This is a genomic window from Jannaschia marina (genome assembly GCF_013404595.1).
GTDB classification, from domain to species: domain Bacteria; phylum Pseudomonadota; class Alphaproteobacteria; order Rhodobacterales; family Rhodobacteraceae; genus Jannaschia; species Jannaschia marina.
This window is the reverse complement of sequence record NZ_JABVAX010000008.1, coordinates 87,433-112,376: the sequence shown is the minus strand read 5'-3', so window position 1 is coordinate 112,376 and position 24,944 is coordinate 87,433. Positions and strand designations below refer to the sequence as shown.

Genomic DNA, 24,944 nt, shown 5'->3' with positions numbered 1-24,944 from the left:
GCGAGTCCCCCTGCGGCGCTGACCATCGAAGTTTACGCTTGTTGCGACTCGCAATGTCAGCTTAGGTTTACATCATGTCCAGTCTGTCTCCTGCCGCGCCCCGGCGTGGCCTGCCGGAGCCGACCGCGCTCCTGCAGCTCATCAAGCCGGTGACCTGGTTCCCGCCGATGTGGGCGTTCCTCTGCGGTGCCGTCTCCTCGGGGGCGGATATGGCCGCGGCCTGGACGCTCGTCCTGCTGGGTGTGCTGCTGGCGGGGCCGATCACATGCGGCATGAGCCAGGCGGCGAACGACTGGTGCGACCGCCATGTCGACGCAATCAACGAGCCCGACCGTCCGATCCCCTCGGGCCGCGTGCCCGGACGCTGGGGCCTCTGGGTGGCGCTGGCCATGTCGGCGCTTGCCCTTCTCGTCGGCTGGCAGTTCGGCCCCTGGGGCTTCGGCGCGACGGTGCTTGCCGTGCTCGGGGCCTGGGCCTACTCGGTCGAGCCGATCCGCCTCAAGCGTTCGGGCGTCTGGGGGCCGGGGCTCGTCGCGCTCTGCTACGAGGGGCTGCCATGGTTCACCGGGGCGGCCGTCCTCGTCGCCGGTGCGCCCCGGTGGGAGATCGTGGCGCTCGCCGCGCTCTACGCGCTCGGGGCGCACGGCATCATGACGCTCAACGATTTCAAGGCGCTGGAAGGCGACCGGGCCACGGGCGTGAACTCACTGCCGGTGACGCTCGGGCCGGCGCGCGCGGCCCGCGTCGCCTGCTGGGTGATGCTCCTGCCGCAGGTCGCGGTGACCTTCCTGCTCCTTCTCTGGGATGCGCCGTTCCATGCCGCCGGCGTCGCCGCGCTCACGCTCGCGCAGATCGCGGCGATGCGGGTCCTCCTGCGCGATCCGAAGGCGCGGGCACCGTGGTACAACGGCACCGGCGTCCTGCTCTATATCTCGGGCATGATGGTCGCGGCCTTCGCGCTCCGGGGGCTGGCATGACGCTCGGCTGGCTCCAGATCGCGCGCCTCGGCCTCGTCCAGATGGCGCTCGGGGCGGTCGTCGTGCTGACCACGTCGACGCTCAACCGGCTGATGGTCGTGGAATTCGCGCTGCCGGCCGTCCTGCCCGGCGCGCTCGTCGCGCTGCATTACGGGATCCAGCTCAGCCGGCCCAAGTGGGGCTTCACCTCCGACACGGGTGGTTCGCGCACGCGCTGGATCGTGGACGGCATGGCCGTTCTCGCGCTCGGCGGGCTGCTGGCGGCCTGGGCGGTGACGGTCTTCGCCACGTCATATGCGCTCGGGCTCGCGCTGTCGGTTCTGGCCTATGCGGCGATCGGGCTGGGCGTCGGAGCCTCGGGTACGTCGCTCCTTGCGCTGCTCGCCACCGCGACCGCGCCGCGCCGGCGGGCGGCGGCGGCGACGATCACCTGGCTGATGATGATCTTCGGGATCGCGGTGACGGCGGGCGTCGCCGGTCAGTTTCTCGATCCCTATTCGCCCGCGCGCCTGATGGCGGTCGTCGCAGTCGTCACCGGCGGGGCCTTCGCGCTGACCGTGCTCGCGATCCTCGGCGTGGAACGCCGGGTCGTGGCCGTCGCGCCCGAACCCTCGGCCCCATTCCTCGAGGGCCTGCGCGAGATCTGGGGCGAGCGGAAGGCGCGCAACTTCACGCTCTTCGTTTTCCTGTCGATGAACGCCTATTTCATGCAGGAGCTGATCCTGGAGCCCTTCGCCGGTCTCGTCTTCGACTTCACGCCCGGCCAATCGACCGCGCTCTCGGGCGCGCAGAACGGCGGGGTCTTCGTCGGCATGCTGCTCGTCGGGATTGCCGCCACGGGCCTGCGGCTCGGCAGTCTCCGGTCCTGGGTGCTGGCCGGGTGCCTCGGGTCGGCGGGCGTGCTTTACATAATTTCGCTTACCGGGCTCGGCTGGATCGACCTGCCGCTCGTTCCGCTGGTGGTCGGCCTCGGCTTCTTCAACGGGATGTTCGCCGTCGCGGCCATCGGGTCGATGATGGCGCTTGCCGCCGAAGGGCGGGCCCGACGCGAAGGTACGCGCATGGGCCTCTGGGGCGCGGCGCAGGCGATCGCGGCCGGGTTCGGCGGGTTGACCGGGGCAGCGGCGGTTGACCTGTTGCGCGGGCCGCTCGGCGACGGGGATGCCTTCGCCGGCGTCTTCTTGGGCGAGGCCGTCCTTTTCGTCGCGGCCGCGGCGATGGCCTGGCGGATCATGGAGGGGCGCGGCGCGGGCCGCGCGCTCGTGACGCCGGGCGAATGAAAACGGGGAGAGAAGAGATGGACAGATTTGATGTCGTTGTCGTCGGGGGCGGCCCGGCCGGAGCCGTCGCCGCGCAGGACCTCGCGGAGGCCGGCAAGCGCGTCGCCCTTCTCGACCGGGACGGGCGGATCAAGCCCTGCGGCGGCGCGATCCCGCCCCGGCTGATCGCGGATTTCGCGATCCCCGACGAACAGCTCGTCGCCCGGATCACCACGGCGCGGATGATCTCGCCCACCAAGCGGCGCGTCGACATCCCGATCGAGAACGGTTTCGTCGGCATGGTCGACCGGGAGCATTTCGACGCCTACCTGCGCGACCGTGCGGCGGCGGCGGGAGCCGTGCGCCTCACCGGGACGTTCCAGGCGATCGAGCGGGACGGGGCCGGCACGCACGTCGTCTTCCGCGACAAGGCGAGCGGCGAGAGGCGGCGGCTCACGACCCATCTCGTGATCGGCGCGGACGGCGCGCGCTCGAACGTCGCCAAGGCCGAGGTGCCCGGCGGCGACCGCATTCCCTATGTCATCGCCTACCACGAGATCATCGAGGCCCCGGCCCCGACAGAGCGCTACGATCCCGACCGCTGCGACGTGATCTACGACGGCGCGATATCGCCCGATTTCTATGGCTGGGTCTTCCCCCACGGCGGTCAGGCGAGCGTGGGCATGGGCACGCAGCACACGGGCGTCGACCTCAAGGGCGCGACGGCGGCGCTGCGCGCGGCCTCGGGCCTCGCCGATTGCCGGACGATCCGGAAGGAGGGCGCGCCGATCCCGCTGAAGCCGCTCGACCGCTGGGACAATGGCCGCGACGTGGTGCTGGCGGGGGATGCGGCCGGCGTCGTGGCCCCGTCGTCGGGCGAGGGGATCTACTATGCGATGGTCGGCGGCCGCGTCGCGGCGACGGCGGCGCTGGCCTCCCTCGCCTCGGGCCGTGCGTCGGATCTGCGGCTCGCGCGGCGGCTCTTCATGAAGGAGCACAAGGGCGTCTTCCGGGTGCTCGGTGCCATGCAGGATGCCTATTACAAGAGCGACATGCGCCGGGAGCGGTTCGTCTCGCTCTGCCACGACGTCGACGTGCAGAAGCTGACGTTCGAGGCCTACATGAACAAGAAGCTCGTCCACGCCCGCCCGCTTGCGCATCTCAAGATCGGGGTGAAGAACCTTCTGCATCTCGCGGGGATCGTCGCGCCGACTCGGGTCTGACCGGGAGACATTCTCCCTCAGCGCACGCCGCACCATGGCCCGACCGCACGTCGCAGGCGCGGAAGGTGCCGCTCGAAGACCTCCGCGAACAGCAGGCCCGCGAGGATCGGCAGGACGACGAAGAGCAGGGTCTTGACCGTCAGATCCTCGGGGAGCGCGGCATCCATGAGGTGCATGACGGGGTAGTGGACCACGTAGATCGAGAAACTCGCCCCTGCCCACCAGCGCACTGCCCGCATGGCGGCGGGGCGCAGAGCGGGCGCGACGCGGGTCATGCCCAGAAGGTGCAACGCCAGGCCCGCCGCGAGGACGCCGTTCCAGAGGGCCTCCTGCCCGAAGTCGAAGGCCTCCCCGTGGCGGAGGGGGCCGAGCCACGGCGGCGTCGCCTGGAGCAGCGCCTCGTCCACCTGGGCGAGCTTGGCGACGATCAGCGCGGCGAGCGGCAGAACGGCCAGTGCCACGGCGAACGCGGGAGAGGCCGGCCCCCGGCCTGTCCGGACGAGATGCCAGACGGCCACGCCGGCAAGCCAGGTCGGCAGCAGAAGCAGAATGGACAGGCCGAAGAGCCAGGCGAGGAAGACGACGGCCGCGGCGCGGATCCAGACGCCGTTGAGGAAGAGGACGACGCCGAGAAGAAGATAGTAGGCCGCCTCGAAACTCAGCGACCAGAGCGGCGCGTTCGAGCCCAGCTGGATCGGGGGCCCGACCCCGCGCCACTCCTGCGAGAAGCTGAGCCCGCGCAGGAGGATTTCGGCGACGGGGCGCTCGACGTAGTACCGGGGCGCATAGGCTCCGGGGTCGATCGCACGTCCGATCGCGTCGAGCAGGAGCGTCAGGAGGAGTGCCGGCCCCACCACGCTGAGAAGCCGGGTCAGGCGATTGAAGGCATAGATCCCCGCAGTCCCGTCGCGCGCCGCGGCCCGCGCGACCACCAGCCCCGAGACGACGAAGAAGACGATCACCGCGTCGGGCGCGAGCGTCCAGTCGCGCACCCAGAGCAGATCACCGCCCGTGAACCGCACGTTCCCGGCGTGGCCCAGCACCACGACGAGCGCCGCGCCCACGCGCAGCAGATCGAGCCAGACCGACAGCTCCGCCGAGACATCCCGTGCGCGGACCTCCGAGGCGGCCGATCGCGATCCCGGACCGTCCTGTCGGGCGACATCGGTATGCATCTGCCGGGTGTGAGGCGCATTGCCCATGGAGCCCATATATGTGCTCCGACATATCGCGCGCATGACATCAAGACCCCGGCGGCGGCCCGGGCCCGATCGGCGAATCGCGGCGCGGCGCGCAAGCCGCCCGCCTCTATTGGCGCGGCAGGAGATGAGGCTATGTTGCGCAGGATGGACGCGCCGAGAGGATCATGGGCCCACTTCCCGACATTGTCTGCGCGACGTGGAACGTCCATCGCGCGGTGGGGAGCGACCGACGACCGGACGGTGCCCGCGTGCTCGACGCCATCGCTGCCGATATCGCGCCCGAGCGGCCCCGCGTGTTCGCCCTGCAGGAGGCCGACGCCGATGACCCGCCCCATGCCGCGCTCCTCGACGTGGCCCGGCTCGAGGCGGCGACCGGGCTCGTCTCCGTCCACGACGGACCGGACATGCGATGGAGCGCCGAGGGCGGCGGCTTCCTCGGCAATCTCCTCCTGCTCGACCCGGCCATCGAGATCCTGCGGCGGCGCATCGTCGACCTTCCGGGCGCGGTGCCGCGCGCCGCGGTCCTGGCCGAGACGATGACCGATGGCGTACCCCTCCGGCTGGTGTCGTGCCACCTGTCGCTCGTGCAGGCCCTGCGCGCCGTGCAAATGCGCACGCTGGGCCAGGTCATCGCGCGCGCGCCCGCGATGCAGACGATCCTGCTCGGCGATCTGAACGAGTGGCGGCCCTGGGGCGGGCTCGCCCTCGGTCGGCGCGCTTCGGGGCTGGCCCTCGCCGGACCCGCCCGCCGCACCTTCCCCTCGCGCGCGCCGATGCTGCCGCTTGATCGCATCCTGACGGACCGCGGCGGAACGGTCCGTGGGGCACGCGCCCTGCGGGGGGCCGCCGTCGCCGCGGCGTCGGACCATTTGCCGCTCCGCGCGCGGGTGACACGGGGAGACGCGGCGTGAGCCTGCGCGACGACCCCGTCCTCCCCGCCCCGTCCGCCCCGGCTCCGGCGCTGCGCCTGGCCACGGCGGGGGCCGGGCTCGCGATCCTGCTGGGCCTGCTGACGCTCGCGATCGCGCCGGAAGGTCTGGCCGCGGGGCTCGCCGTCTACCTGCTGGGCGTCGCGGTCGCCGTCCGCGGCATGGCCCGCGCCTATCCCCACGACCGTCTCGGCGGCTGCAACCTCGTGACCACCGCGCGGCTGGCGCTCGTTGGCGCGGTCGCGGCCGTCGGCGTTGCGCAGGGGCCGGGCTGGACGCTCGCGGGGCTCGCCCTGCTCGCGCTTCTGCTCGACGGAACGGACGGATGGCTCGCGCGGCGGCAGGGGCTCGTCTCGCGCTTCGGGGCGGCCTACGACATGGAGGTCGACGCCGCACTGGCCGCCTGTCTCGCGCTCGTGCTGCTCGCGGCAGGGCGTGCAGGGCCGGAACTTCTGATCCTCGGGTTCGCGCGATACGCCTTCGTCGCGGCGGCCTGGATCTGGCCCTGGCTCGCCGCAGCCCTGGCCGAGAGCTTCCGGCGCAAGGCGATCTGCGTCGTTCAGATCGCGACGCTGGTCGCGCTCGCCACGCCGCTCGGCACCGACGGACCGGCGCGCGCGCTCTCGCTCGTCGCCGCCGCGCTCCTCGTCTGGTCGTTCGCGCGCGACATCCGCAGGCTCCGGGCCGCCCGATGAGGGTCGTGCGGCCGATCGCGGCGGCGCTGCTGCTTCTGACCTGCCTGTGGCTCTTCGATGCGCGGGCGATCCTCGATCGGCTCGTGGAGCTGGAGATCGGCTGGCTCTTCGCCGCCGTCGCCGCCCTGCTGGCCCAGACCGTGCTGATGGCGCTGCGCTGGCGTCTCGTCGCGCGCTGCCTGGGCACCGAGATGGGGCGGACCTGGGCCCTCCGCGAATATCTGGCGGGGCAGCTGGCGAACGCGACGCTGCCGGGCGGCGTGCTCGGCGACGCGGCCCGGGCCGCGCGGGCACGCGAGGGGGCCGCCGGCCTCCGTGGTGCGGCGATGGCCGTCGCGATCGAACGCGGCCTCGGGCAGGCCGGGCTCGGTGCCGTTGCGGCGACGGGGCTGGCCGCGACGATGCTCTGGCCGGGCGGTTTCGACCCGCCCGCCCCACTCGCGGCGACCATCGCGGCGGTGTTCGCGGCGGCCGCGCTTCTGCTCGTGGCCGGGGCGCGGACGGGCCGGGGCGCGCGGATCCTGCGGTTCTGCGTTCCCTCCCTCCCCGTCGGCATGGCGCAGGCGGCGCTTTCGCTCGGCGCGGCGGCGCTCAACGTCGCGGCCTTCGCCGCCGCCGCGCGGGCGACGGGGACGACACTCGACCCCGGGGCCGCCGTCGTGCTGATCCCGGTCATCCTGACGGCGATGCTCGTGCCGCTCACCGTCGGCGGCTGGGGCTGGCGCGAGGGGGCGGCGGCGGCGCTCTTTCCGCTGGCGGGGGCCACCCCCGCCGCCGGGGTCGCGGCGGGTGTCGCCTTCGGCACCGCCATCCTCCTTTCGGTGCTTCCCTTCGCCGCGCTCGCGCTTTCGTATCGACCGGCCGGCCGCGTTCGGCCTATCTTGGACGCGTCCGCGCCGAAGGGAGCCGAATGACACGCAAGACCGCCCTGGACGGGCTGGCCGCGCTCGCGGCGGTCATTCTGCTCCACGCCATCCTCGTCATGCCGTCGCACCCGGCCGGGCTGACGCCCGAGCGCCTGATCCGGCCGACCTGGGAACTTCCCGCGCTTCTGGTGCTGCTGGCCGTCGTGCCGGGACGCGGGATGCGCGCCGGCGTCGTCGGGCTGGCGCTCGCGCTCGTGGTGCTGCGCGCGGCGGACCTCGGGTCCTGGCTCGCCTTCGACCGCGCGTTCAACCCGCTTCTGGACCTGCATCTTCTGGTGTCCGGCTGGGCACTCCTCTCCAGCAGCGTCGGGCGTTTCGAGGCGCTGGCGGCCGTCGCGGCGGTCGTCCTGGCCCTCGTCCTTCTCGGCTGGCTGCTCTGGGCCGCCCTCACGCGCACGGCGCGCCTCCTTCCCGCGCGCCGCGCGGGTCTTGCGCTTCCGCCGCTCGCGGCGGCGCTGGCCGCCGTCCTGATCCCCGGGTGGGCCGAACTGGCCGTGACGCCGGCCGTGGCCAAGCAGATCGGGCGGATGGGCGACGGCGTGACCGACCTCGCCACCTTCACCGCGGCCCTCGATGCGGCCCCGCGCGATAACCCACGCTTCGCCGCCCTCGAGGGCCGGGACGTGATCCTCGCCTTCGTCGAATCCTATGGCCGCAGCTTTCTCGACGATCCGGCCTATGCCTCCGTCTCCGCCCCGCGGCTGGCCGCGGTGGAGGCGCGGCTGGCGCAGGCCGGCTGGCACGCGCGCAGCGGCTGGCTCGCGGCCCCCACGCGCGGGGGCCAGAGCTGGCTCAGTCACGCGACGCTGCTGTCGGGCCTCCGCGTCGACCGGCAGATCCGTTACGACCGCCTCATGGCCTCCTCCCATGCGTCGCTGAACACGCTCTTCCACCGGGCGGGGTGGCGCACAGGCGCGGCGATGCCGGCCATCACGCTCGATTGGCCCGAGGCGGCCTGGTACGGCTACGACAGGATGCTCGACGCGCACACGCTCGGATACGCGGGCCAACCCTTCGACTGGGTGACGATGCCGGACCAATACACCTGGACGGCGCTCGACCGGATGCTCCGCGGGCCGGGCCCGGACATGGTGGAGGTCGCGCTCATCACCTCCCATGCGCCCTGGACGCCCCTGCCGCGCATCCTTCCCTGGGAGGAGATCGGCGACGGTTCCGTCTTCGACGGCACCCACCGCGACGGAGCCACCCCGCGCGAGGTCTGGTCCGACCGCGCGCGGGTGCGCGAACACTACGCGCGCGCGCTCGACTACGCACTGGAGGTCACGGGGCAGTACATCGCCCGCGACGGCGACGGCGCGCTCTTCGTCGTTCTCGGCGATCATCAGCCCGCGCCGCTTCTGACGGGTCAGGGCGCCCCGCCCGACGTACCCGTCCACGTCATCTCGGACGATCCGCGCCTGCTCGCCCGCCTGCCCGGCGACCTCTTCGGTCCGGGCCTCGTCCCCGATCCGGCCCGCCCGACCCTGCCGATGCAGGATCTGCGCGGCCTGCTGACCACCGTTTTCGAACATCCCCCCGAGGAGGAGCCCGCATGAAACGCCTGACCCTCGCCGCGCTGCTCGCGGCCACGCCCGCCGTCGCGCAGGATCTCGTCACCCGCGATCGCGTCGGCCTGCCCGACGCGCCGAACGTGATGACCTTCCGGCTCACGCCCTACGATCTCTATTCCGCCGACGCGGCCACGGCCGAGCATTTCGCCGGGCTCTTCACCGAGTTCATCCGCGCGCGCCCGGACTGGCGGATCGAGACACAGCTCCAGACCGGCGACATCGGGCCCGAGCAGGCCCGCCTCCTGCAGCAAAGCCAGGCCGGCCGCGGGCCCGACTGCGCGATGGTCGACTCGAGCCAGCTCGCGCTGTTCCGGGACATGGGCGTCCTGCAGCCGATGAACATGGTCTTTTCGCAGGACGAGGTCGCCGACCTCTTCCCCTACGTGCGCGAGGCGGTGACGAACGAGGCGGGCGACGTGCTGGCCTGGTGGTGGTTCACCGACCTGCGCGTGCTCTACCGCGACACCTCGGTCGTGCCCGAGGCCCCCGCCACCTGGGAGGAGGCGCAGGCCGCCGCCCGGGCCGCCGCCGACGCGGGACGCGAGGGCCTTCTCTTCAACGCGGGCCGATGGGAGGGCACGGCCTTCGACTGGCTCGCCAACTTCTGGGCGCAGGGCGGACGGCTCGTCGACGACGCCGGAGCCCCCGTCTTCGGCGCTGGCGAGAACCGCGCGGCCTTCCTCGCCGCCATCGCGTACTATCGGGATCTGGTCGAGAGCGGGGCGGCCCCCGCCCGCGTGACCTCGATCACCAACTACGACGCCTTCAACGCCGCCGCGGCCGCCGGGTCCGCGGCCATGTTCGTCGGCGGCAACTGGCAGTACGGCCAACTGCGCGAGACCCTTCCCGAAGCGCAATTCGCCAACTGGGCCGTTTCCGAGCTGCCCGGCCCCACGGCCGACCAGCGCGCGACGGGCACCGGCGGCTGGGCGATCGCGGCCCTGTCGGAGGATCCGGCCAAGCGTGCGCTCTGCGGCGAGATGGCGAAGGAGATCTATGCCGGGCCGGGCAACGCCTATCAGGGTCTCCTGCCGACCTCGGCCGCGCTCTACGACGAATACGACGCCTACGATGGGCCCGAGTTCGACCTCTTCGCCGAAGCGCTCCGGAACGGCGTGGCGCGGCCCGGCGCGGCGATCTACCCGGAAATCTCGAACCAGATCCAGATCCTGCTGGGCGACGTGCTGTCGGGTTCGGCGGAGCCGGAGGCGGCGCTCGATGCCGCCTTTGAGGCCGCGAAGGCGGCGCACGCCCGGCAATGACGGCGCGGGGCCCGGCCCCCGCCGACGGCCGGCCCTGGCCCTGGCTCGTCCCGGCGGTGCTCGTGCTCGCGGCGTTCTACGCCGTGCCCGTGGCCGACGTCCTGCGCCTCGCGTTCAGCGACGCCACGCTCGTCCGCCCGCCCGAGCGATGGACGACCGCGGCCCTCTCCGCCCTGCTGGCCGACCCGGCCCTGCCGGCGGTGCTGCGCACGACCATCCTCTTTACCGCCGTCAACGTCATCGCGCTCCAGGTCTTCGGCCTCCTCATCGCCCTGACGCTGGTGCGGGGCGAGGCGCGGGGCCTGCGCGGCATGACAGCCTTCCGCACGCTGGTGCTGGCCGCCTGGGTCGTGCCCGGCATCGCCAATGGGCTGATCTGGCAGATGCTCTTCGACGAGGCTCCCTACGGCACGCTCAACTCGCTTCTGGGGCTGGCCGGGTTCGGCCCCGTCGCCTGGCTGTCCGATCCGGAGATGGCGCTGGTCTCCGCCGTGATCGCGAACCTGTGGCAGGGCACGGCCTTCTCGATGATCGTGTTCTACGCCGCGCGCAAGGGGATAGACCCGGTCCTCTACGAGGTGGCCGCGCTCGACGGGGCCTCGCCATGGCGCACCTTCCGCTCGGTCACGCTGCCGCTCCTGCGCACCGCGGTCGCGGTCAACACCGTGCTGGTGACGGTGCAGACGCTCAACACCTTCGACTCGATCCTCGCGCTGACGGGCGGAGGCCCCGGCCGCGCGACGGAGGTGCTGGCGCTCTTCACCTTCAACACCGTGTTCTACAACCTCGACCTCGCGGGCGGGAGCGTGCTGGCGCTGATGCTCTTCGTCGTCGCCATGGCCATGGCCGTCCTCGTCCACGGCTGGCTCGGGCGCGCGCGATGAGGGCGCGTCTGGGCGATATGGCGACCTATGCGGGGCTCGCCCTGCTCGCGGTCTTCTTCGCGACGCCCTTCGTCTGGATGACGAGTCTCGCCCTGCGCACGCCTGCCGAGATCTACCGCGGGGCCGCGCGCCTGATCCCGGACGCCCCGACGCTGGACAACTTCGCGCGCGTCCTCTCGGACCCGGCCTTTCTCGTCTATCTCTGGAACGGCCTGAAGCTCTCGGCGTTCGGCGGCGCGCTCGCGGTGGCGCTCGCCATACCGGCCGCCTACGCCTTCAGCCGCCTCGACTTCCGGCACAAGCAGGCGACGCTCGTCGCGATCCTCGCGGTGCAGATGGTCTCGCCGCTCGTGATCCTCGTGCCGCTCTACCGCTGGATGGAACGTCTGGGCCTGCTCAACTGGGACCTTTCGGTCATCGCGCTCTACGGGGCGCTCGGGATGCCGCTGGCCGTCTGGCTCCTGAAGGTCGCCTTCGACGCCATCCCGCGCGAGATCGAGGAAGCGGCGATCGTCGACGGGGCGGCGCGGTGGCAGGTCCTGACCCGCATCACCCTGCCGCTCGCACGGCCGGGACTCGCCTCGGCCTTCGTGCTGGCGATGGTGACGAACTGGTCGCAGTTCCTGATCCCCTTCATCCTGCTGGAGCGGGACGCGGACTGGCCGATCTCGGTCGCGATCTTCAACTTCGCGGGGTCCGTCAGCGCGTCGACGACGCAGCTTCTGGCCGCCGCCTGCCTGATCGCGGTTGTCCCGGCGGTCGCCGTTTTCGCGGCACTCCAGCGGATGATCGTCTCGGCGCTGATCGCTGGCGCGATCAAGGGCTGAGCGTCACTCCTCGACGCGCATCGCCTCGGTCTCGATGATGAGCGTCACCTCGTCCCCCACGAGACCGTTCGCCACGCCGTAGTCCATGCCCCAGTCGCTGCGCATCAGGCTGCCGCGCGCGGTGAGCCCCAGCGTGAACCGCTGATGCCCGAAGGGATAGGCCTCCGCCTTGTTGAGCGTCACCTCCAGCGTCAGCGGATGCGTCTCGCCCAGGAGGGTCAGCGCGCCCTCGACGGTGCCGGTGGTCTCGCCCGTGGGCGTGCCGCCCTCGGCGGCGAAGACCATCTCGGGATGGGCCTCGACGTTCAGGAAGTCGGCGTTTCTGACGTGCTCGTCGCGCGCGTCGTTCAGCGTCTCGACGCTCGCCGTGACGACGGAGACCTGCACGTCCGACAGCTCCTGAGTCTCCATGTCGTAGGTGAAACTGCCCGACGTCTCGGCGAAGAGGCCGAGCGTCTTCGCGTAGCCGATGTGGTCGACGAGGAAGGCGATCGTCGTATGGGCGGGGTCGAGTTCGTAGCGGGCGGGCTCCGCCAGAGCCGCCGGAGCGGCGCACAGGAGCGGGACAAGGGCGAAACGCATCGGGATCCTCCGGTTCGGCATGGGGGATCCTAGCACATCCCGGGCGAAGATCGAACGCACCCCCCGACGCGCGCCGGCTAGGCCAGGAAGAGCGCGCGTTCGAAGGCGACGGTCGCGGCCCCGAGCACGCGCGCGTCACGGCCGATCTCCCCCTCGGAGACGGTCGGGAGGTAGAGACCGCGCATGTCGCGCTCGGCCAGGCGCGCCCGGATCATCCCGGTCAACGCGGCGCGCACCGGGGGCGGGAAGAGGCCATCGACGACCACGCCCTCGAAATCGAGCACGGCGCAGGCGTCGGCGATCGCCCGGGCGATGCCGTCCGACGCACGTTCGAGCCAGACCGCGAGCCGCGCGTCCTCGAGGCTCCAGTCGAAGGTCGACAGGTTGCGGCCGATCGAATCCTCCAGATGCCAGAGCGAGGCGACCTCGAGCAGCTGCACGATCGCGCCGTCCCGCCCGCGGACGTGGAGCGGCCCGAAGGCCCCCGCGTTGCCGCGCCGCCCGTCGCGGACGCGACCGTCGAGGACGATTCCGCCGCCGACGAGGGCCCCCACGTGGAGGTAGGCCCAGTCCTTCTCGGCGCGCTCCGGCCCCCAGGCGACCTCGGCGCGCGCGGCGCAGGTCATGTCGTTGCGCAGATCGACCGGGGCCCCGACCAGACCGGCGAAATGGTTGCGCAGGTCGAGCGCTTCCCAGGCGGCGCGCGGGTGCGCCGGAACGGAGCCGTGCCAGGCCCAGAGCTGATAGGGCATCGCCACGGCGGCCCCGCAGGGCGGTACCGGCATCTCCGACAGAAGCGCCGGCACCGACGCGTCGAGGAAGGCCGCCAGTTCCTGCGGCGACGGTGCGGACCAGCCGATGTCGCGGCGCGCCACGATACGGCCCGTGAGGTCGACGTTGGCGAGGGCCGCCGACCGCCGGCCGACCTTCAGGCCCATCGCCCATGCCCCGCCCGGAGCGAGCGAGACCGGGATCCGGGGCTTTCCCGCCCGGCCGCGCAGCGCGGCCCCCCGCTCGACCAGGCCCTCGGCCTCCAGCCGGCGCAGGATGATCGAAACCGCCTGCGCCGTGAGCCGGGTCCGCCGCGCGATCTCCGCGCCGGGCAAGGCCCCCGCGCCGCGCAACGTCGTGAGGACGAGCCGCGCGTTGTGATCCGCCGCCCCGGCCTGGTTCGCGCCCGAGGCCTCGGCTTCGACTCCCTGTGGTCCGACGCGCCCGTCCATGATCCCCCCTGAATTATCAGTCGCGTTGATAAACCCTTGACGTATGTCAGAGCAATTGATTTTGAGGGGAGGTGCCGCCCGCGGGCGGACCAAAGGGAGGAAGAACATGAAGACGTATCTGACGAGCTCGGCCATCGCCCTCATCGCGACCACCGGCATGGCGCTGGCCGACGGCCATGCCGCGCCCGAAGGCACCAGCGCCTGCCTCATCACCAAGACCGACACCAACCCCTTCTTCGTGAAGATGCGCGAGGGGGCCTCGGCGAAGGCCGAGGAGCTCGGAATCGAGTTCAACGCCTACGCCGGTCAGGTCGACGGCGACAACGAGGCGCAGATCCAGGCCATCGAGACCTGCATCGCCAACGGCGTCTCGGGCATCCTGCTCACCGCCTCCGACACCTCCGCCATCGTCGATTCGGTGCAGGAAGCGCGCGACGCCGGGATCCTGGTGATCGCGCTCGACACCCCGCTCAACCCGATCGACGCGGCGGACATGACCTTCGCCACCGACAATTTCCTCGCGGGTCAGCTCATCGGCCAGTACGCCGCCACCGCCATGGGCGAGGCCGCCGCGGACGCGAAGATCGCCATGCTCGACCTCGCCATCAGCCAGCCGACGGTCGGCGTGCTGCGCGATCAGGGCTTCCTCGACGGCTTCGGCATCGACACCGGGGACGAGACCCGCTGGGGCGACGAGGACGACGCGCGCATCATCTGCAACGAGGTGACCGCCGGCAACGAGGAGGGCGGGCGCACCGCGATGGAGAACTGCCTCGCCGTCGATCCCGACATCAACGTCGTCTACACGATCAACGAGCCGGCCGCCGCCGGGGCCTACGAGGCGCTGACGGCCGTCGGGCGCGAGAACGACGTGATGATCGTCTCCGTCGACGGCGGCTGCCCAGGCGTCCAGAACGTGGCCGACGGCGTGATCGCCGCCACCTCGCAGCAGTACCCCCTCCTGATGGCGTCGAAGGGCATCGAGGCGATCGCCCAGTTCGCCAAGGACGGCAGCCTGCCGGAGGCCACCGAAGGCAAGGATTTCTTCGACACGGGCGTCGCGCTCGTGGCCGCCGAGCCGGTGGACGGCGTCGAGTCGATCTCCGTCGAGGAAGGCCAGGAGCTCTGCTGGGGCTGAGGCCTCCCGGAACCTGACACGCACCGGGGCGGAGCCCCCGCCCCGGTGCCGGACGTTCGAGGGGAGACAGGCCGATGAGCAGCGATCCGACCGACCACGAAGCCTCCGTCCGCGCCCGGCGCACCGAGGCCGTCGCCGCCTTCGAGGGGCGGCGCGGCGCGATCGACCGGCTGCAGCATGCGCTGCACGTGACGCCCGCGCTCGTGCCGCTGATCGTGCTGACGGTGGCGATCCTCGGCTTCACCTGGTTTCTCGGGACACGGTTTCTCGAACAGCTGCCGCTCATCATGCAACAGGTGCAGATCGTCGGCGTCCTCGCGGCGGCGCAATCTCTCATCATCCTGACCGCCGGGATCGACCTGAGCGTGGGCGCGATCGCGGTGTTCTCCTCGGTGATGATCGGGCAGCTGTCGTTCCGCTACGGGGTGCCGCCCACCGTCTCCATCGCGCTCGGCCTCGCGATCGGCGGAGCCATCGGCGCGGTCTCCGGCTGGCTCGTCAGCCGGGTCAAGCTGCCGCCCTTCATCGCGACGCTCGGCATGTGGCAGATCGTGCTGGCGACGAACTACCTCTTTTCGCGCAACGAGACGATCCGCTCCCGCGAGATCCGCGAGGAGGCCCCGATGTTCCAGTGGCTCGGCGTCAAGCCGAACGAGCAGCTCGTCAACTGGATCGAGGCCTCCCGCGGCATCGAATGGGAGCGACGACGACCGAACGAGACCGACAGCGCCGTCCTCGATTTCCTCTGGGCGACGAACATCACCTACGGCGTGCTGTTGATGGTGGCGCTCGTGGCCGTCCTGGCCTACGCCCTGCGCGCGACGGCCTGGGGACGTCACGTCTACGCCGTGGGCGACGATCCGGAGGCGGCCGAACTGGCCGGCGTGAACGTCAGGCGCACGCTGATGAGCGTCTACATCCTCGCCGGCGTCATCTGCGCGCTCGCCGGCTGGATCATGATCGGCCGCTTCGGCTCGGTCTCGCCCTCGGCCTCGACCGGGGTTCTGGGCAACATCCAGTCGATCACCGCGGTCGTCATCGGCGGCATTTCCCTCTTCGGCGGACGGGGCAGCATCTGGGGGGTCTTCTTCGGAGCCCTCATCGTCGGCGTCTTCGAGCTGGGCCTGCGCATGGCCGGGGCCGACGCCCAATGGACCTACCTCCTGATCGGCATGCTCATCATCGGAGCTGTCGCGGTGGACCAATGGATCCGGAAGGTATCGACATGAGCGCGCAACCCATCCTCGCCGCCAAGGGCCTCACCAAGCGCTACGGCAAGGTCGTCGCGCTCGACCGCTGCGACTTCGAACTCTACCCGGGCGAGATCCTGGCCGTGATCGGCGACAACGGGGCCGGCAAGTCGACCCTCATCAAGTGCCTGTCGGGGGCCGTAACCCCGGACGAGGGCGAGATGACGCTCGACGGGCAGACCGTCGCCTTCGCATCGCCCACCGAAGCGCGCGAACACGGGATCGAGACGGTCTACCAGACGCTGGCCGTCTCCCCCGCCCTCAGCATCGTCGACAACATATTCATGGGCCGCGAGAAGCGCCGCCCCGGCTGGCGCGGATCCGTCCTGCGGCAACTCGACAAGCCCGCCATGCGCGCCTTCGCCCGCGAGAAGCTGAGCGAGCTGGGCCTGATGACGATCCAGAACATCGACCAGCCGGTCGAGACGCTCTCCGGCGGTCAGCGGCAGGGCGTCGCCGTGGCCCGCGCCGCGGCCTTCGGCTCGAAGGTCATCATCCTCGACGAGCCGACGGCCGCGCTCGGGGTAAAGGAAAGCCGCCGCGTCCTCGACCTGATCCAGGACGTGCGCGCGCGGGGCATCCCGATCATCCTGATCTCGCACAACATGCCCCATGTCTTCGAAGTGGCCGACCGCATCCACGTCCACCGGCTCGGCCGGCGGCTGTCGGTGATCGACCCGAAGGCGCATTCGATGTCCGACGCCGTCGCCCTGATGACCGGCGCGAAGGAGATCGAGGAGGCCTGACCCGGGCGCGACCCGGGGCTCACGCGGCAAGCTCCGCATCGGTCGTCCCTTCCCAGGCCAGGCCCGGCCGGTAGCGGGCGGCCACCCGACCGTCCTCCAGCGCCAGAAGGTGCAGCCACCCGTTGTCGAAGAGCGCGCGAACCTCGGAATGCCGCCCGAGCACCTCGCCGATGGCGTCGCGCGGGGCCTCGATCATCACCGTCAGCCGCAACGGCTCGTGGACGCGATGCTCCCCGTCGTCGACGGCCTGCAGCGGCAGGCCCGCGCGGAGACGTCCCCCGTTGCCCTCGACCACGCCGATCCCGCCGACGACGTTGTGGATCAGCTTGTTGCCGCCGCCGAAGACGCGCGGAGCGACCGACGAGCCGTAGTATTGAAGGCTGATCCAGCTCGCGACCACGACCGGTGCCGTCAGGATCAGCTCCAGCGTCCCGAACCCTTCGTCGGCGCGCCAGTCGTAGCTGTGGAGAAACGCCCGCCCGCCCAGATCGCGACCCGCCGTGGCCGCGCGCGGGGCCGCGATGAAGGCGGCGCACCCGGCCAGGCCCCATTCCGGCCGCGTCTCCGCCCAGTTGAGCGCCCGCGCGGCAACCGTCTCCGCCGTCGCGCCCGGCAAGAGAACCGCCCGCTCGGCCCGCGCGGTCCGTCCGGCCCGGCGGAGCCAGTCGCGGATCCCGCCCAGATCGTCGTCCGGGACGTCGTGGAGCGTCACGCGATCCGTCGTCGTATCGTGCAGCCCCGCGACGAACCGGGTGTCCTCCGGCACCGCGACGCCCCGCTCGGCCAGTCCCGCCCGCGTTTCCGGGTCGTTGAGGAGCGCCGCAAGCAGACGGGCCGAGACCTCGCCCGTATAGCCACCGCAGGCCCCGCAATGATAGGCGCTCTCGTGCGGGTTGTTGGTGACCTGTCCGCCGTGACCCAGCAGCAGGACGACGCGCCCATGCCCCCCGGTCAGGCTCATCGCCTTGAGCACGGCGGCCGCGGTGTCCGCCTTCGCCTCCGCCGACAGGCCGCCGACGATGCGGGGCGCCGGGGCGTGCCCGCCCGGTCCCCGGGGCGCGAGGCCCAGGGCGTCCTTCACCAGCCTCCCGGCATAGAGCGGCCCCGCCGCCTCGACGAAGGCGAAGGAGGAGACGGCCGCCTGGCGGAACCGGTTCCACGCCCGGACGGCCCGGGCGCGGATGCGAACGCCCTGCTCGGTCGCCGCGTCGGCCTGGCCGACGGTCTCCATCGCGGGGGCCAGAAGCACGGGCAGATGCGCCTCCGCCACGTCCGAACCCTGCGGCCTGTGCGAGAGCGGCAGGCCGAAGAACCCCGCGAAGCCGATCGTCTCGATCGAGGGATCGACGTTTTCGAGCGCCCTACGGAAGACCTCGGACCGCACGTCGATGCAGAAGGCCGCCTGAAGCGCCGGCCGATCCGCCCGTGGCCCGACCGCGCCGTCGAGCGCCTCGGAAAGCCGGCGCTGACAGGCGCGCTCCGCCGCATCCTGAAGGATCGACAGCGCGACCTCCGTATCGGTCGGAACGACCGGGGCCTCGTGGGCGGCGACCGTCGCCTTCCACGGGTCGGCGACTTCGGGCACATGCGCCAGCAGCGCCTCCTCCCAGATCAGCCGGATCGCGAGCAGGTCGAGCATCGTGGCATCGGTCTCTCCCGCACGCTCGGCCTCCCACGCGAGCCAGCGCGCGTGTTGCGACCAGCCTCCGAGATCCATGTAGAGGCGGTGGAACACCGTCCCGGCCGCCGCCCTGGTGAGGCCCAGGCGCTCGGCCGCCCGCTCGATCGCCCGCTCGGCGGTATCCGGGGCGGCGGCGACATGGGCGCAGAAGCCGCTCAGCCCGGCGATCTCGGGGGTCAGATCGTGGACGGCCCAGGCGCGCCAGCTCGCAAGACCCCCCTGCCCCGGCGCCGGGGTCCAGAGCGCCTGCCCCCGGTCGAACCGTCCCGCCGCCCAGAGCCCGACCGTCTTCTCGACGACCGAGGGCCAGTCCGTACCGGTCGCCCGCGCGGCGAGATGGGCCACCGTCGGCAGGGCCTCGACCGGCTCGGCGGGCCCGCGCGTCGCGGCCTTCAGCGCTGCCACGTCCCTCGGCTTCGAAGACGACGTGTCGGCAGCCAGTGCCGCGCCCAGATCCTCCTCCCCGATCCGCCCCGACGCGATGGCCGCGGCATAGTCGGCCGCGCCCTGCACCGCGCGGATGCCGGCAACGCGCGACAGGCGGGCCGAGGCGGTGGCGAAGTCTTCGTCCGTCTGACCGAGGAACGGGTTGACGGCGACCGTCGCATCGAGGGGAAAGGCCGGGGGAACGGCCCGCGCGGCCGCCGCGGCGGCGTGCAGGATGGGTGAGGTCTCGTGGGGCATGGGGTCTCTCCTCAGGTCGGTTTTGCCGCGCGGAAGCCGCCGATCGCGCGATCCAGAAGGGCGTTCAGATAGAGGCCGTTCGCAAGATGGACCCGCAGGCCCGCCGTGGCCGGGTGATGCGCCCAGAGCGGGAAGAGCGTCTGCGCGAAGGCCACCAGACCGAAGGACAGGATGGCGAGGACGATCAGCGCCCATTCGAGCGCCCCCGGCGGCGGCGCGTCCGGGAGGCCCGGACCCCAGAGTGCCTGCGCCAGCGCCTGGAAGGCGAAGTATCCGACCGTGGCCATGGCGGAGGCCAGCGCCGTGCGCCGCGTCAGCTCGGCCGGGGCGAGGTCGGCCAGACCCTGCGCCACCAGATAGGCGACCCCGAATATCAGGATCGCGCCGAGCGCGAGGGCCTGCACGCTCTTGGGTTCGAGCGCGAGCGTGAAGAGCACCGCGATCGCGGCATAGAGCAGAAGGGCGAGCGCGAAGGCCCTGACCACTTTCGACAGACCCGGAACGGCGATCGGGCCGGGCCGGCGGATCGAGGCGACAGCGCCGACCGCGCCGCCCGAGGACAGGAAGGCATGTGCCTTGTAGAGGGAATGCGCCACGATATGCAGCAGCGCCAGCGCCCAGAGGCCGAGCCCGCACTGAAGCAGCAGAAACCCCATCTGCGACACCGTGGACCAGGCGAGCGAGGTCTTGACCGCGCTCTGCGTCAGCATCACCGCGGCCCCGAAGAGCGCCGTCAGCCCGCCGATCATCACGAGCGCCGCCATGGCCCCGGGGCTCAGTTGGACCACACCCGCCGCGCCGATCAGCAGGACACCGCCGGAGTTGATGCTGCCCGCATGCAGCAGGGCCGAGACCGGCGTCGGGGCCTCCATCACCTCGGTCAGCCAGCCGTGAAGCGGGAACGCCGCGGTCTTGAGCACCGCCGCGAGCAGGAGCAGCGCAAGGCCGATCCGCCCGCCGACGCCCAGCCCCTCGGCGGCGGCGAGGGCCGAGAGCGCGGCGAGGTCGACCGTCCCGAACCGGGCGGCGAAGGCCCCCGCCGCCAGAAGCAGCGCCGCGTCGCCGCCATGCCAGACGAGGGCGAATTTCGTCGCCGCCCGGCGGGCCTCGGGGCGGAAGCGGTAGAACAGTAGAAGCCGCCGCAGGCCCAGACCGACCGCGAAGGTCGCGACGGTCATCAACCACAGACCCGCCGCCTGAACGAAGACGAGAACCCCGGCGAGCGTGGCGAGCATCAGGCCATGGAACGCGCCCTCCTCCGCCTCGCCGTCGAGATAGGTCCGGCTGTAGCGCATCACGATCCAGCCGACGAACGCAACGAGCAGCGACAGCGTCATGCTGACCGGTGTCGCCACGAGGCCGGGTATCCCGGAGCTCTCCGTATCGGACGCCAGAAGCTGCAGAAGCCCCAGGCCGGTCAGGGCGAGCGCACCGAGGGCGGCCCGCTCCGACCAGAGCGGCACGGCAGCGGGCCGCCGGCCCGGAGAGGCAACGGCCACCGCCGCACCAAGCAGGAGGACGACGGGGCCGAGAAATGAGAGTGACAGGTCGAATGGCATCGGTTGGCCCCGCTCGCGAATGACGTTGACCGGCATCTAGAGCGTGACCAATCCGATAAAAATTGCATATATTGCGCAAAACCGTTCGTTTTCAGGGAAGCATGGCTCCACTCAATCTCCATCACCTGCGCCTCTTCCGGGCGGTCGCCCGCGACGGGACGCTGACGGGCGCGGCCCGGTCGCTCAACATCTCGCAATCGGCGGTCTCCACGCAGATCAAGTCGCTCGAAGCGTCGCTCGGACATGCGCTCTTCGACCGGGTCGGACGCAATCTCGCGTTGACCGAGGCGGGGCGCATCGCCCTCGACCATGCGGACGAGATCTTCAGCACCGCCGAAGACCTCTCCGCCGTGCTCAAGGCCGCGGGCGGTCCGCGGCGGGCGCTGCGGGTCGGCGCGCTGGCGACGCTGTCGCGGAACTTCCAGATCGCCTTCCTGCGGCCGCTGGTCGGACGCGCGGACGTCGAGATCGTCCTGCGCTCCGGCGCGCAGGACACTCTGCTGCGCGCGCTCGAGGCCACGTCGCTCGATGTCGTCCTGACGAACCTCGTCCCGGCGCGCGATGCGGCGAGCCCCTATCTCGTCCACCGCCTCGACGAACAGCCCGTCAGCATCGTCGGCACGCCCGCCCGCCGGTCCGGCGAAGGGGAAACCCCGCGGCAGTTGCTCGCCACCCACCCGCTCGTTCTGCCGACCCCGGAAACCGCCCTGCGCGCGGGGCTCGACGGCCTGATCGAGCGTCTCGGCGTCCTGCCCCGCATCGCGGCGGAGGCGGACGACATGGCCATGCTGCGCCTCCTCGTGCGCGAGGACGTCGGCATCGCCGTCCTTCCGCCCATCGTGGTGCGTGACGAGCTTGCCGCCGGACAGCTGGTGGAGCTCGCGCGGCTCGACGAGATCACCGAGGTCTTCTCCGCCGTCACCAAGCGCCGGAAGTTTCCCAACCCGCTGCTGTCGGAACTGCTCGACCGTCCGCGTGACGGCACGGCCCATCCCGTCTGACGCTCAGCCGGGCCGCCGCCGCCCGAGAAGCCAGATGAAGAACACGCCTCCCGCCAGGCCGGTGACGATGCCGATGGGCATGTCCTCCGGCGGCATCAGCTTGCGGGCGGCGATGTCCGCCCAGAGCAGGAACACCGCTCCGACGAGCGCCGATCCGGGAAGTACGCGGCGATAGTCGCCGCCGACCACCATGCGCACGACATGCGGCACCATCAGGCCGACGAAGCCGATGATCCCCGAAAAGGCCACCATGACCCCGGTGATGAGCGCCCCCACCACGAAGACGAACAGCCGGAAACGCGCGACCGGGATCCCGAGCGTCGAGGCGGTCTCGTCGCCGACGGTCATCGCATTGAGATCCCCCGCCCGCAGGATCAGCCAGACGCCGCAACACACGAGGATCGCGAGGGGATAGACGAGTTGCCCCCACTGCGCGAGCCCGAGCCCGCCCAGCATCCAGAAGACGACCGTATGGGTGGCGCGCGGATCGCCCAAGAAGATCAGCACGTTCGCCGCGGCCATCACGATGAACGAAACGGCCACCCCCGCGAGGACGAGCCGGTCCGCACTCGTCGCGTCGGCGAAGCGCGAAACGCCCAGCACGATCGCCGTCGCCCCGAGCGCCCCGAGGAACGCCAGCAGCGGCACCGTGAGCAGCCCGAGAAACAGCCCCGTATGGAGAAGCGCGAGAATGGCCCCGAAGGCCCCGCCCGACGAGATGCCGAGGAGATGCGGATCGGCCAACGGGTTGCGCGTGACCGCCTGCAGGCTCGCTCCGACGAGCGCGAGCCCCGCCCCCACCATCATGGCGAGGAGGGCGCGGGGGAACCGGATCTCCCAGACGATGGCGGCGCGGCCCTGCGACCAGGTCTCCTCGACGAGGCCGGGCGACAGCTTGTTCAGCATCACGCCCCAGACCGTCGCGAAGGGCACCGGCACCGCCCCCGCCGAGACGGCGAGCGTCAGCGAGGCCAGCAGCAGCAGAAGCCCGCCGCCCGCTACGGCCGCGCGCCCCCCGCGCCGCCCGACCGGATCGCCTGCCGTCGCCTCCATGTCGCTAGCGCGCGCGGAAGGCGTCGGCGAGCGTCGCGATCGCCTCGATGTTGCGCGGGCCCGGCGTCGCCTCGACGTATTCCAGCGTCACGAACCGGTCGTTGCGTACCGCATCGAGGGCGGCGAAGGCCGGGTTCGACACCATGAACGCGCGCTTCTGCTCCGCCGTGACCTCGCCGTAGTTCACGATCACCACGATCTCGGGGTTGCGCTCGACCACCTCTTCCCAGGTCACGGTCGCCCAGCTCTTCTCGAAATCGTCCATGATGTTGCGTCCGCCGGCCGCTTCGATCAGGGCGGTCGGCATGGCGTAGCGGCCGGCGGTGAAGGGCGCATCCTCGCCGCTGTCGTAGACGAAGACACGCGGCGGATCGCCCGCCTCCACCCCGTCGGTCAGCGCGGCAAGCTCGGCCCGGTATCCCGCGACGAGCTCGGCGGCCCGGTCCTCCACGTCGAAGATGCGGCCGAGGTTCAGCAGGTCGGCATACATGTCCTCGATGCTGGCCTTGTCCTTCTCCATGATGTGGATGCAGGATTCCGTCAGCTCGTAGACGTCGATCCCGAAGGGGGCGAGCGTCTCCGGCGTCACCTCGCCCCCGACCTTCATGCCGTAGTTCCAGCCGGCGAAGAAGAAATCCGCATCCGCCCCGACGAGCACCTCTTTCGTCGGGTATTTCTCCGACAGTTCCGGCAGCGCCTCGACGCCCGCGCGCATGTCCTCGTCGAGCGTCTTCCAGCCCGAGATCCCGGTATAGCCGACCATGCGGTCCGCCAGCCCGAGCACGAGCATCATCTCCGTCAGGTTGACGTCGTTGGAGATCGCGCGTTCGGGCGGCGCATCGAAGGTCACGGTGCGGTCGCAGCTCTGCACCGTGGTTTCGGCGGCAACCGGCCCGGCGGCAAGGGCAAGCACGAGGAGCGCGTTCGGCAAGGTCTTCATGGTCGGGGTCTTTCGTCGTGGAGGTGGAAGGTGAGATGATCGGTGTCGCTCGGCGACAGGCGCTCGCGCCGCGCGGTGACCCGGAAGGCCTCGGAGACGGCGGATTCGCCGAGCACACGATACGGCGGACCGAAGCCGACGGGGCGGCCCCCCCGCAGGAGCAGCACGTCGTCGCAGACGCCCGCCGCCAGGTTGAGGTCGTGCAGCGAGGTCACGATCGTCAGCGGCAGCCGTCGGATCAGGTCGAGAACCTCCAGCTGATGCCGGATGTCGAGATGGTTCGTCGGTTCGTCGAGGATCAGCAGGCGCGGCTCCTGCGCCAGCGCGCGGGCCACCATCACCCGCTGCCGTTCGCCGCCCGAAAGGGTGCCGAGGTGGCGCTCCGTCAGGTGGCGCAGGTCGAGCCGGTCGAGTGCCGCCGCGATCACGTCGCGGTCGTGCGCCCCGGCCGTCCCGGCCAGCCCGCGCCGGTGCGGCGTGCGCCCGAGTGCCACGATCTCCCGCACGGTCAGGGCGAAGTCACTCGGCTGTTCCTGCAGGACGGCGGCCACGCGTCGGGCCGCCGCACGGGCGGACAGGGCCCAGATGTCGTCGCCGTCGATCCGGACCTCGCCGCGGGCCGGACGATGGAATCGGTAGAGCAGCCGCAGAAGCGTGGTCTTTCCCGCCCCGTTCGGCCCGACGACGCCGAGGACGCGGCCCGGCGACAGATCGAAACTCGTCGGATGCAGGAGCGGGTCGTCCCCGCGTCGGGGCGACCAGGACAGGTCCGTCACGGTCAGTCGCGCGCCGGTCACGAGGCCCGGACCCCGCAGTCCTCCAGCGCGAAGACCGCCGCCGGCACCCGCGCGAGTGTCGTTCGCCGCAGCTTGCCGGTGCGCTCGGATGCCGAACACCATCCGTCGCCGGGCGCCGCGTACCGGCGCGCGAAGGACAGCAGGTCGTCGATGTCCGTCTCCGGGTCGATGTCGCCGAAGAGATAAGTCGCCTTCCGCGTGCCGTGGTAGGCGACGGTGCAGGGCCGGTCGCAGCCGGCCATGCAGGCGACGGTGCAGGGCCGGTCGCAGCCGGCCATGCAGGCGACGCCCGAGATCTCGAACTCCGCCGGCAGCGCGTCGCCGGCCGCCGCGATCGCCTGTCGCAATCGCTCGATCAGCTCGAGACCGGGACGACAGGTCGTTCCCTTGTGCCGACAGGACGTACAAATGGTGATCCGGTGTTCCATCGGGCCCTCCGCCGTCGGACGGAGCGCGGGAGACGGATCGGTTCGGAGCGCCGGTGGAGCGGCTCGGTCATCACATCCTCCTGCCCGGGCACCCCGCCTGGATCGAG

The 24,944-nt window shown here is 71.5% G+C and carries 23 protein-coding genes; 14 read left to right on the top strand and 9 right to left on the bottom strand.

Annotated features, from left to right (window positions below):
• The first annotated feature begins 74 nt into the window (after positions 1 to 74).
• Genes chlG through HSX43_RS14115 form a run of 3 tightly spaced genes read left to right on the top strand, consistent with a single transcriptional unit; the run spans position 75 to position 3,459 of the window.
• The gene (gene chlG, locus HSX43_RS14125) at positions 75 to 977 is read left to right on the top strand and encodes a chlorophyll synthase ChlG (protein WP_179380792.1); all 903 of its coding nucleotides are present in this window, start codon (positions 75 to 77) and stop codon (positions 975 to 977) included.
• The gene (locus tag HSX43_RS14120) at positions 974 to 2,257 is read left to right on the top strand and encodes a BCD family MFS transporter (RefSeq protein ID WP_179380791.1); all 1,284 of its coding nucleotides are present in this window, start codon (positions 974 to 976) and stop codon (positions 2,255 to 2,257) included. The genes chlG and HSX43_RS14120 overlap by 4 nt, the downstream gene beginning before the upstream one ends.
• Positions 2,258 to 2,274: 17 nt before the next feature.
• The gene (locus tag HSX43_RS14115) at positions 2,275 to 3,459 is read left to right on the top strand and encodes a geranylgeranyl diphosphate reductase (RefSeq protein WP_179380790.1); all 1,185 of its coding nucleotides are present in this window, start codon (positions 2,275 to 2,277) and stop codon (positions 3,457 to 3,459) included.
• 17 nt (positions 3,460 to 3,476) lie between these two features.
• On the opposite strand, the gene HSX43_RS14110 is transcribed toward HSX43_RS14115, so the two are convergent.
• Positions 3,477 to 4,661 carry an acyltransferase family protein gene (locus HSX43_RS14110; protein ID WP_179380789.1) on the bottom strand — a complete coding sequence of 395 codons (1,185 nt, stop codon included), beginning with the start codon at positions 4,659 to 4,661 and terminating at the stop codon, positions 3,477 to 3,479.
• Positions 4,662 to 4,825: 164 nt separating this feature from the next.
• Here HSX43_RS14110 and HSX43_RS14105 point away from each other — a divergent pair, with 164 nt between their 5' ends.
• The 7 genes from HSX43_RS14105 to HSX43_RS14075 are packed head-to-tail and all read left to right on the top strand — an operon-like array spanning position 4,826 to position 11,755.
• The gene (locus HSX43_RS14105) at positions 4,826 to 5,572 is read left to right on the top strand and encodes an endonuclease/exonuclease/phosphatase family protein (RefSeq protein ID WP_179380788.1); all 747 of its coding nucleotides are present in this window, start codon (positions 4,826 to 4,828) and stop codon (positions 5,570 to 5,572) included.
• Positions 5,569 to 6,285: a CDP-alcohol phosphatidyltransferase family protein gene (locus HSX43_RS14100; protein WP_328795403.1), complete on the top strand. Its 717-nt coding sequence runs from the start codon at positions 5,569 to 5,571 to the stop codon at positions 6,283 to 6,285. Before HSX43_RS14105 ends, HSX43_RS14100 begins: the two co-directional genes overlap by 4 nt.
• Positions 6,282 to 7,199, top strand: a complete 918-nt coding sequence (locus HSX43_RS14095) for a lysylphosphatidylglycerol synthase domain-containing protein (RefSeq protein WP_179380787.1) — start codon at positions 6,282 to 6,284, stop codon at positions 7,197 to 7,199. Before HSX43_RS14100 ends, HSX43_RS14095 begins: the two co-directional genes overlap by 4 nt.
• Positions 7,196 to 8,767, top strand: a complete 1,572-nt coding sequence (locus HSX43_RS14090; RefSeq protein WP_179380786.1) for an alkaline phosphatase family protein — start codon at positions 7,196 to 7,198, stop codon at positions 8,765 to 8,767. Before HSX43_RS14095 ends, HSX43_RS14090 begins: the two co-directional genes overlap by 4 nt.
• Complete coding sequence (locus tag HSX43_RS14085) at positions 8,764 to 10,044, top strand: extracellular solute-binding protein (protein ID WP_179380785.1); 1,281 nt, start codon at positions 8,764 to 8,766, stop codon at positions 10,042 to 10,044. The genes HSX43_RS14090 and HSX43_RS14085 overlap by 4 nt, the downstream gene beginning before the upstream one ends.
• Positions 10,041 to 10,928 (top strand): carbohydrate ABC transporter permease, encoded by an 888-nt coding sequence (locus HSX43_RS14080; protein ID WP_179380784.1) that lies wholly within the window; start codon positions 10,041 to 10,043, stop codon positions 10,926 to 10,928. Before HSX43_RS14085 ends, HSX43_RS14080 begins: the two co-directional genes overlap by 4 nt.
• Positions 10,925 to 11,755 (top strand): carbohydrate ABC transporter permease, encoded by an 831-nt coding sequence (locus HSX43_RS14075; RefSeq protein ID WP_179380783.1) that lies wholly within the window; start codon positions 10,925 to 10,927, stop codon positions 11,753 to 11,755. Before HSX43_RS14080 ends, HSX43_RS14075 begins: the two co-directional genes overlap by 4 nt.
• 3 nt (positions 11,756 to 11,758) lie before the next feature.
• Here HSX43_RS14075 and HSX43_RS14070 read toward each other — a convergent pair whose 3' ends face one another.
• Both HSX43_RS14070 and HSX43_RS14065 read right to left on the bottom strand, forming a co-directional pair.
• Positions 11,759 to 12,337 (bottom strand): YceI family protein, encoded by a 579-nt coding sequence (locus HSX43_RS14070; RefSeq protein WP_179380782.1) that lies wholly within the window; start codon positions 12,335 to 12,337, stop codon positions 11,759 to 11,761.
• Between the two features lie 77 nt (positions 12,338 to 12,414).
• Positions 12,415 to 13,560, bottom strand: coding sequence for an ROK family transcriptional regulator (locus HSX43_RS14065; protein WP_179380781.1), 1,146 nt, complete (start codon positions 13,558 to 13,560; stop codon positions 12,415 to 12,417).
• A gap of 106 nt (positions 13,561 to 13,666) precedes the next feature.
• Here HSX43_RS14065 and HSX43_RS14060 point away from each other — a divergent pair, with 106 nt between their 5' ends.
• From HSX43_RS14060 to HSX43_RS14050, 3 genes are all read left to right on the top strand, one after another.
• Entirely contained in the window at positions 13,667 to 14,698 is a 1,032-nt protein-coding gene (locus HSX43_RS14060) for a sugar ABC transporter substrate-binding protein (RefSeq protein WP_179380780.1), read from the top strand.
• Positions 14,699 to 14,772: 74 nt separating this feature from the next.
• A complete protein-coding gene (locus tag HSX43_RS14055) occupies positions 14,773 to 15,927 on the top strand; it encodes an ABC transporter permease (protein WP_179380779.1) in 1,155 nt (384 codons plus the stop codon).
• A complete protein-coding gene (locus HSX43_RS14050) occupies positions 15,924 to 16,694 on the top strand; it encodes an ATP-binding cassette domain-containing protein (RefSeq protein WP_179380778.1) in 771 nt (256 codons plus the stop codon). The genes HSX43_RS14055 and HSX43_RS14050 overlap by 4 nt, the downstream gene beginning before the upstream one ends.
• Before the next feature lie 19 nt (positions 16,695 to 16,713).
• Here HSX43_RS14050 and HSX43_RS14045 read toward each other — a convergent pair whose 3' ends face one another.
• Entirely contained in the window at positions 16,714 to 19,059 is a 2,346-nt protein-coding gene (locus HSX43_RS14045; protein WP_179380777.1) for a YbcC family protein, read from the bottom strand.
• Between the two features lie 11 nt (positions 19,060 to 19,070).
• Positions 19,071 to 20,618: a proton-conducting transporter transmembrane domain-containing protein gene (locus tag HSX43_RS14040; protein ID WP_179380776.1), complete on the bottom strand. Its 1,548-nt coding sequence runs from the start codon at positions 20,616 to 20,618 to the stop codon at positions 19,071 to 19,073.
• Between the two features lie 101 nt (positions 20,619 to 20,719).
• On the opposite strand from HSX43_RS14040, the gene HSX43_RS14035 reads away from it, so the two are divergent.
• Positions 20,720 to 21,619, top strand: coding sequence for a LysR family transcriptional regulator (locus HSX43_RS14035; RefSeq protein WP_179380775.1), 900 nt, complete (start codon positions 20,720 to 20,722; stop codon positions 21,617 to 21,619).
• Positions 21,620 to 21,622: 3 nt separating this feature from the next.
• On the opposite strand, the gene HSX43_RS14030 is transcribed toward HSX43_RS14035, so the two are convergent.
• From HSX43_RS14030 to HSX43_RS14015, 4 genes are read right to left on the bottom strand one after another with little or no spacing between them, the layout of a single operon-like run.
• Positions 21,623 to 22,672 (bottom strand): FecCD family ABC transporter permease, encoded by a 1,050-nt coding sequence (locus tag HSX43_RS14030; protein WP_179380774.1) that lies wholly within the window; start codon positions 22,670 to 22,672, stop codon positions 21,623 to 21,625.
• A gap of 4 nt (positions 22,673 to 22,676) precedes the next feature.
• Positions 22,677 to 23,612: an ABC transporter substrate-binding protein gene (locus HSX43_RS14025; protein ID WP_179380773.1), complete on the bottom strand. Its 936-nt coding sequence runs from the start codon at positions 23,610 to 23,612 to the stop codon at positions 22,677 to 22,679.
• Positions 23,609 to 24,409, bottom strand: a complete 801-nt coding sequence (locus tag HSX43_RS14020; protein ID WP_179380772.1) for an ABC transporter ATP-binding protein — start codon at positions 24,407 to 24,409, stop codon at positions 23,609 to 23,611. Before HSX43_RS14020 ends, HSX43_RS14025 begins: the two co-directional genes overlap by 4 nt.
• Positions 24,406 to 24,837 carry a DUF1636 family protein gene (locus HSX43_RS14015; RefSeq protein ID WP_179380771.1) on the bottom strand — a complete coding sequence of 144 codons (432 nt, stop codon included), beginning with the start codon at positions 24,835 to 24,837 and terminating at the stop codon, positions 24,406 to 24,408. Before HSX43_RS14015 ends, HSX43_RS14020 begins: the two co-directional genes overlap by 4 nt.
• Between the last annotated feature and the right edge of the window lie 107 nt (positions 24,838 to 24,944).

Excerpts from the sequence above, each read along its gene's own strand:
- HSX43_RS14030 (WP_179380774.1), bottom strand. The coding sequence starts at position 22,672 with ATGGAGGCGACGGCAGGCGATCCGGTCGGGCGGCGCGGGGGGCGCGCG.
- HSX43_RS14120 (WP_179380791.1), top strand. The coding sequence starts at position 974 with ATGACGCTCGGCTGGCTCCAGATCGCGCGCCTCGGCCTCGTCCAGATG.
- chlG (WP_179380792.1), top strand. The coding sequence starts at position 75 with ATGTCCAGTCTGTCTCCTGCCGCGCCCCGGCGTGGCCTGCCGGAGCCG.
- HSX43_RS14110 (WP_179380789.1), bottom strand. The coding sequence starts at position 4,661 with ATGGGCAATGCGCCTCACACCCGGCAGATGCATACCGATGTCGCCCGA.
- HSX43_RS14115 (WP_179380790.1), top strand. The coding sequence starts at position 2,275 with ATGGACAGATTTGATGTCGTTGTCGTCGGGGGCGGCCCGGCCGGAGCC.
- HSX43_RS14090 (WP_179380786.1), top strand. The coding sequence starts at position 7,196 with ATGACACGCAAGACCGCCCTGGACGGGCTGGCCGCGCTCGCGGCGGTC.
- HSX43_RS14075 (WP_179380783.1), top strand. The coding sequence starts at position 10,925 with ATGAGGGCGCGTCTGGGCGATATGGCGACCTATGCGGGGCTCGCCCTG.
- HSX43_RS14060 (WP_179380780.1), top strand. The coding sequence starts at position 13,667 with ATGAAGACGTATCTGACGAGCTCGGCCATCGCCCTCATCGCGACCACC.
- HSX43_RS14095 (WP_179380787.1), top strand. The coding sequence starts at position 6,282 with ATGAGGGTCGTGCGGCCGATCGCGGCGGCGCTGCTGCTTCTGACCTGC.
- HSX43_RS14035 (WP_179380775.1), top strand. The coding sequence starts at position 20,720 with ATGGCTCCACTCAATCTCCATCACCTGCGCCTCTTCCGGGCGGTCGCC.
- HSX43_RS14070 (WP_179380782.1), bottom strand. The coding sequence starts at position 12,337 with ATGCGTTTCGCCCTTGTCCCGCTCCTGTGCGCCGCTCCGGCGGCTCTG.
- HSX43_RS14085 (WP_179380785.1), top strand. The coding sequence starts at position 8,764 with ATGAAACGCCTGACCCTCGCCGCGCTGCTCGCGGCCACGCCCGCCGTC.
- HSX43_RS14050 (WP_179380778.1), top strand. The coding sequence starts at position 15,924 with ATGAGCGCGCAACCCATCCTCGCCGCCAAGGGCCTCACCAAGCGCTAC.
- HSX43_RS14025 (WP_179380773.1), bottom strand. The coding sequence starts at position 23,612 with ATGAAGACCTTGCCGAACGCGCTCCTCGTGCTTGCCCTTGCCGCCGGG.
- HSX43_RS14055 (WP_179380779.1), top strand. The coding sequence starts at position 14,773 with ATGAGCAGCGATCCGACCGACCACGAAGCCTCCGTCCGCGCCCGGCGC.
- HSX43_RS14080 (WP_179380784.1), top strand. The coding sequence starts at position 10,041 with ATGACGGCGCGGGGCCCGGCCCCCGCCGACGGCCGGCCCTGGCCCTGG.
- HSX43_RS14015 (WP_179380771.1), bottom strand. The coding sequence starts at position 24,837 with ATGGAACACCGGATCACCATTTGTACGTCCTGTCGGCACAAGGGAACG.
- HSX43_RS14105 (WP_179380788.1), top strand. The coding sequence starts at position 4,826 with ATGGGCCCACTTCCCGACATTGTCTGCGCGACGTGGAACGTCCATCGC.
- HSX43_RS14045 (WP_179380777.1), bottom strand. The coding sequence starts at position 19,059 with ATGCCCCACGAGACCTCACCCATCCTGCACGCCGCCGCGGCGGCCGCG.
- HSX43_RS14040 (WP_179380776.1), bottom strand. The coding sequence starts at position 20,618 with ATGCCATTCGACCTGTCACTCTCATTTCTCGGCCCCGTCGTCCTCCTG.
- HSX43_RS14065 (WP_179380781.1), bottom strand. The coding sequence starts at position 13,560 with ATGGACGGGCGCGTCGGACCACAGGGAGTCGAAGCCGAGGCCTCGGGC.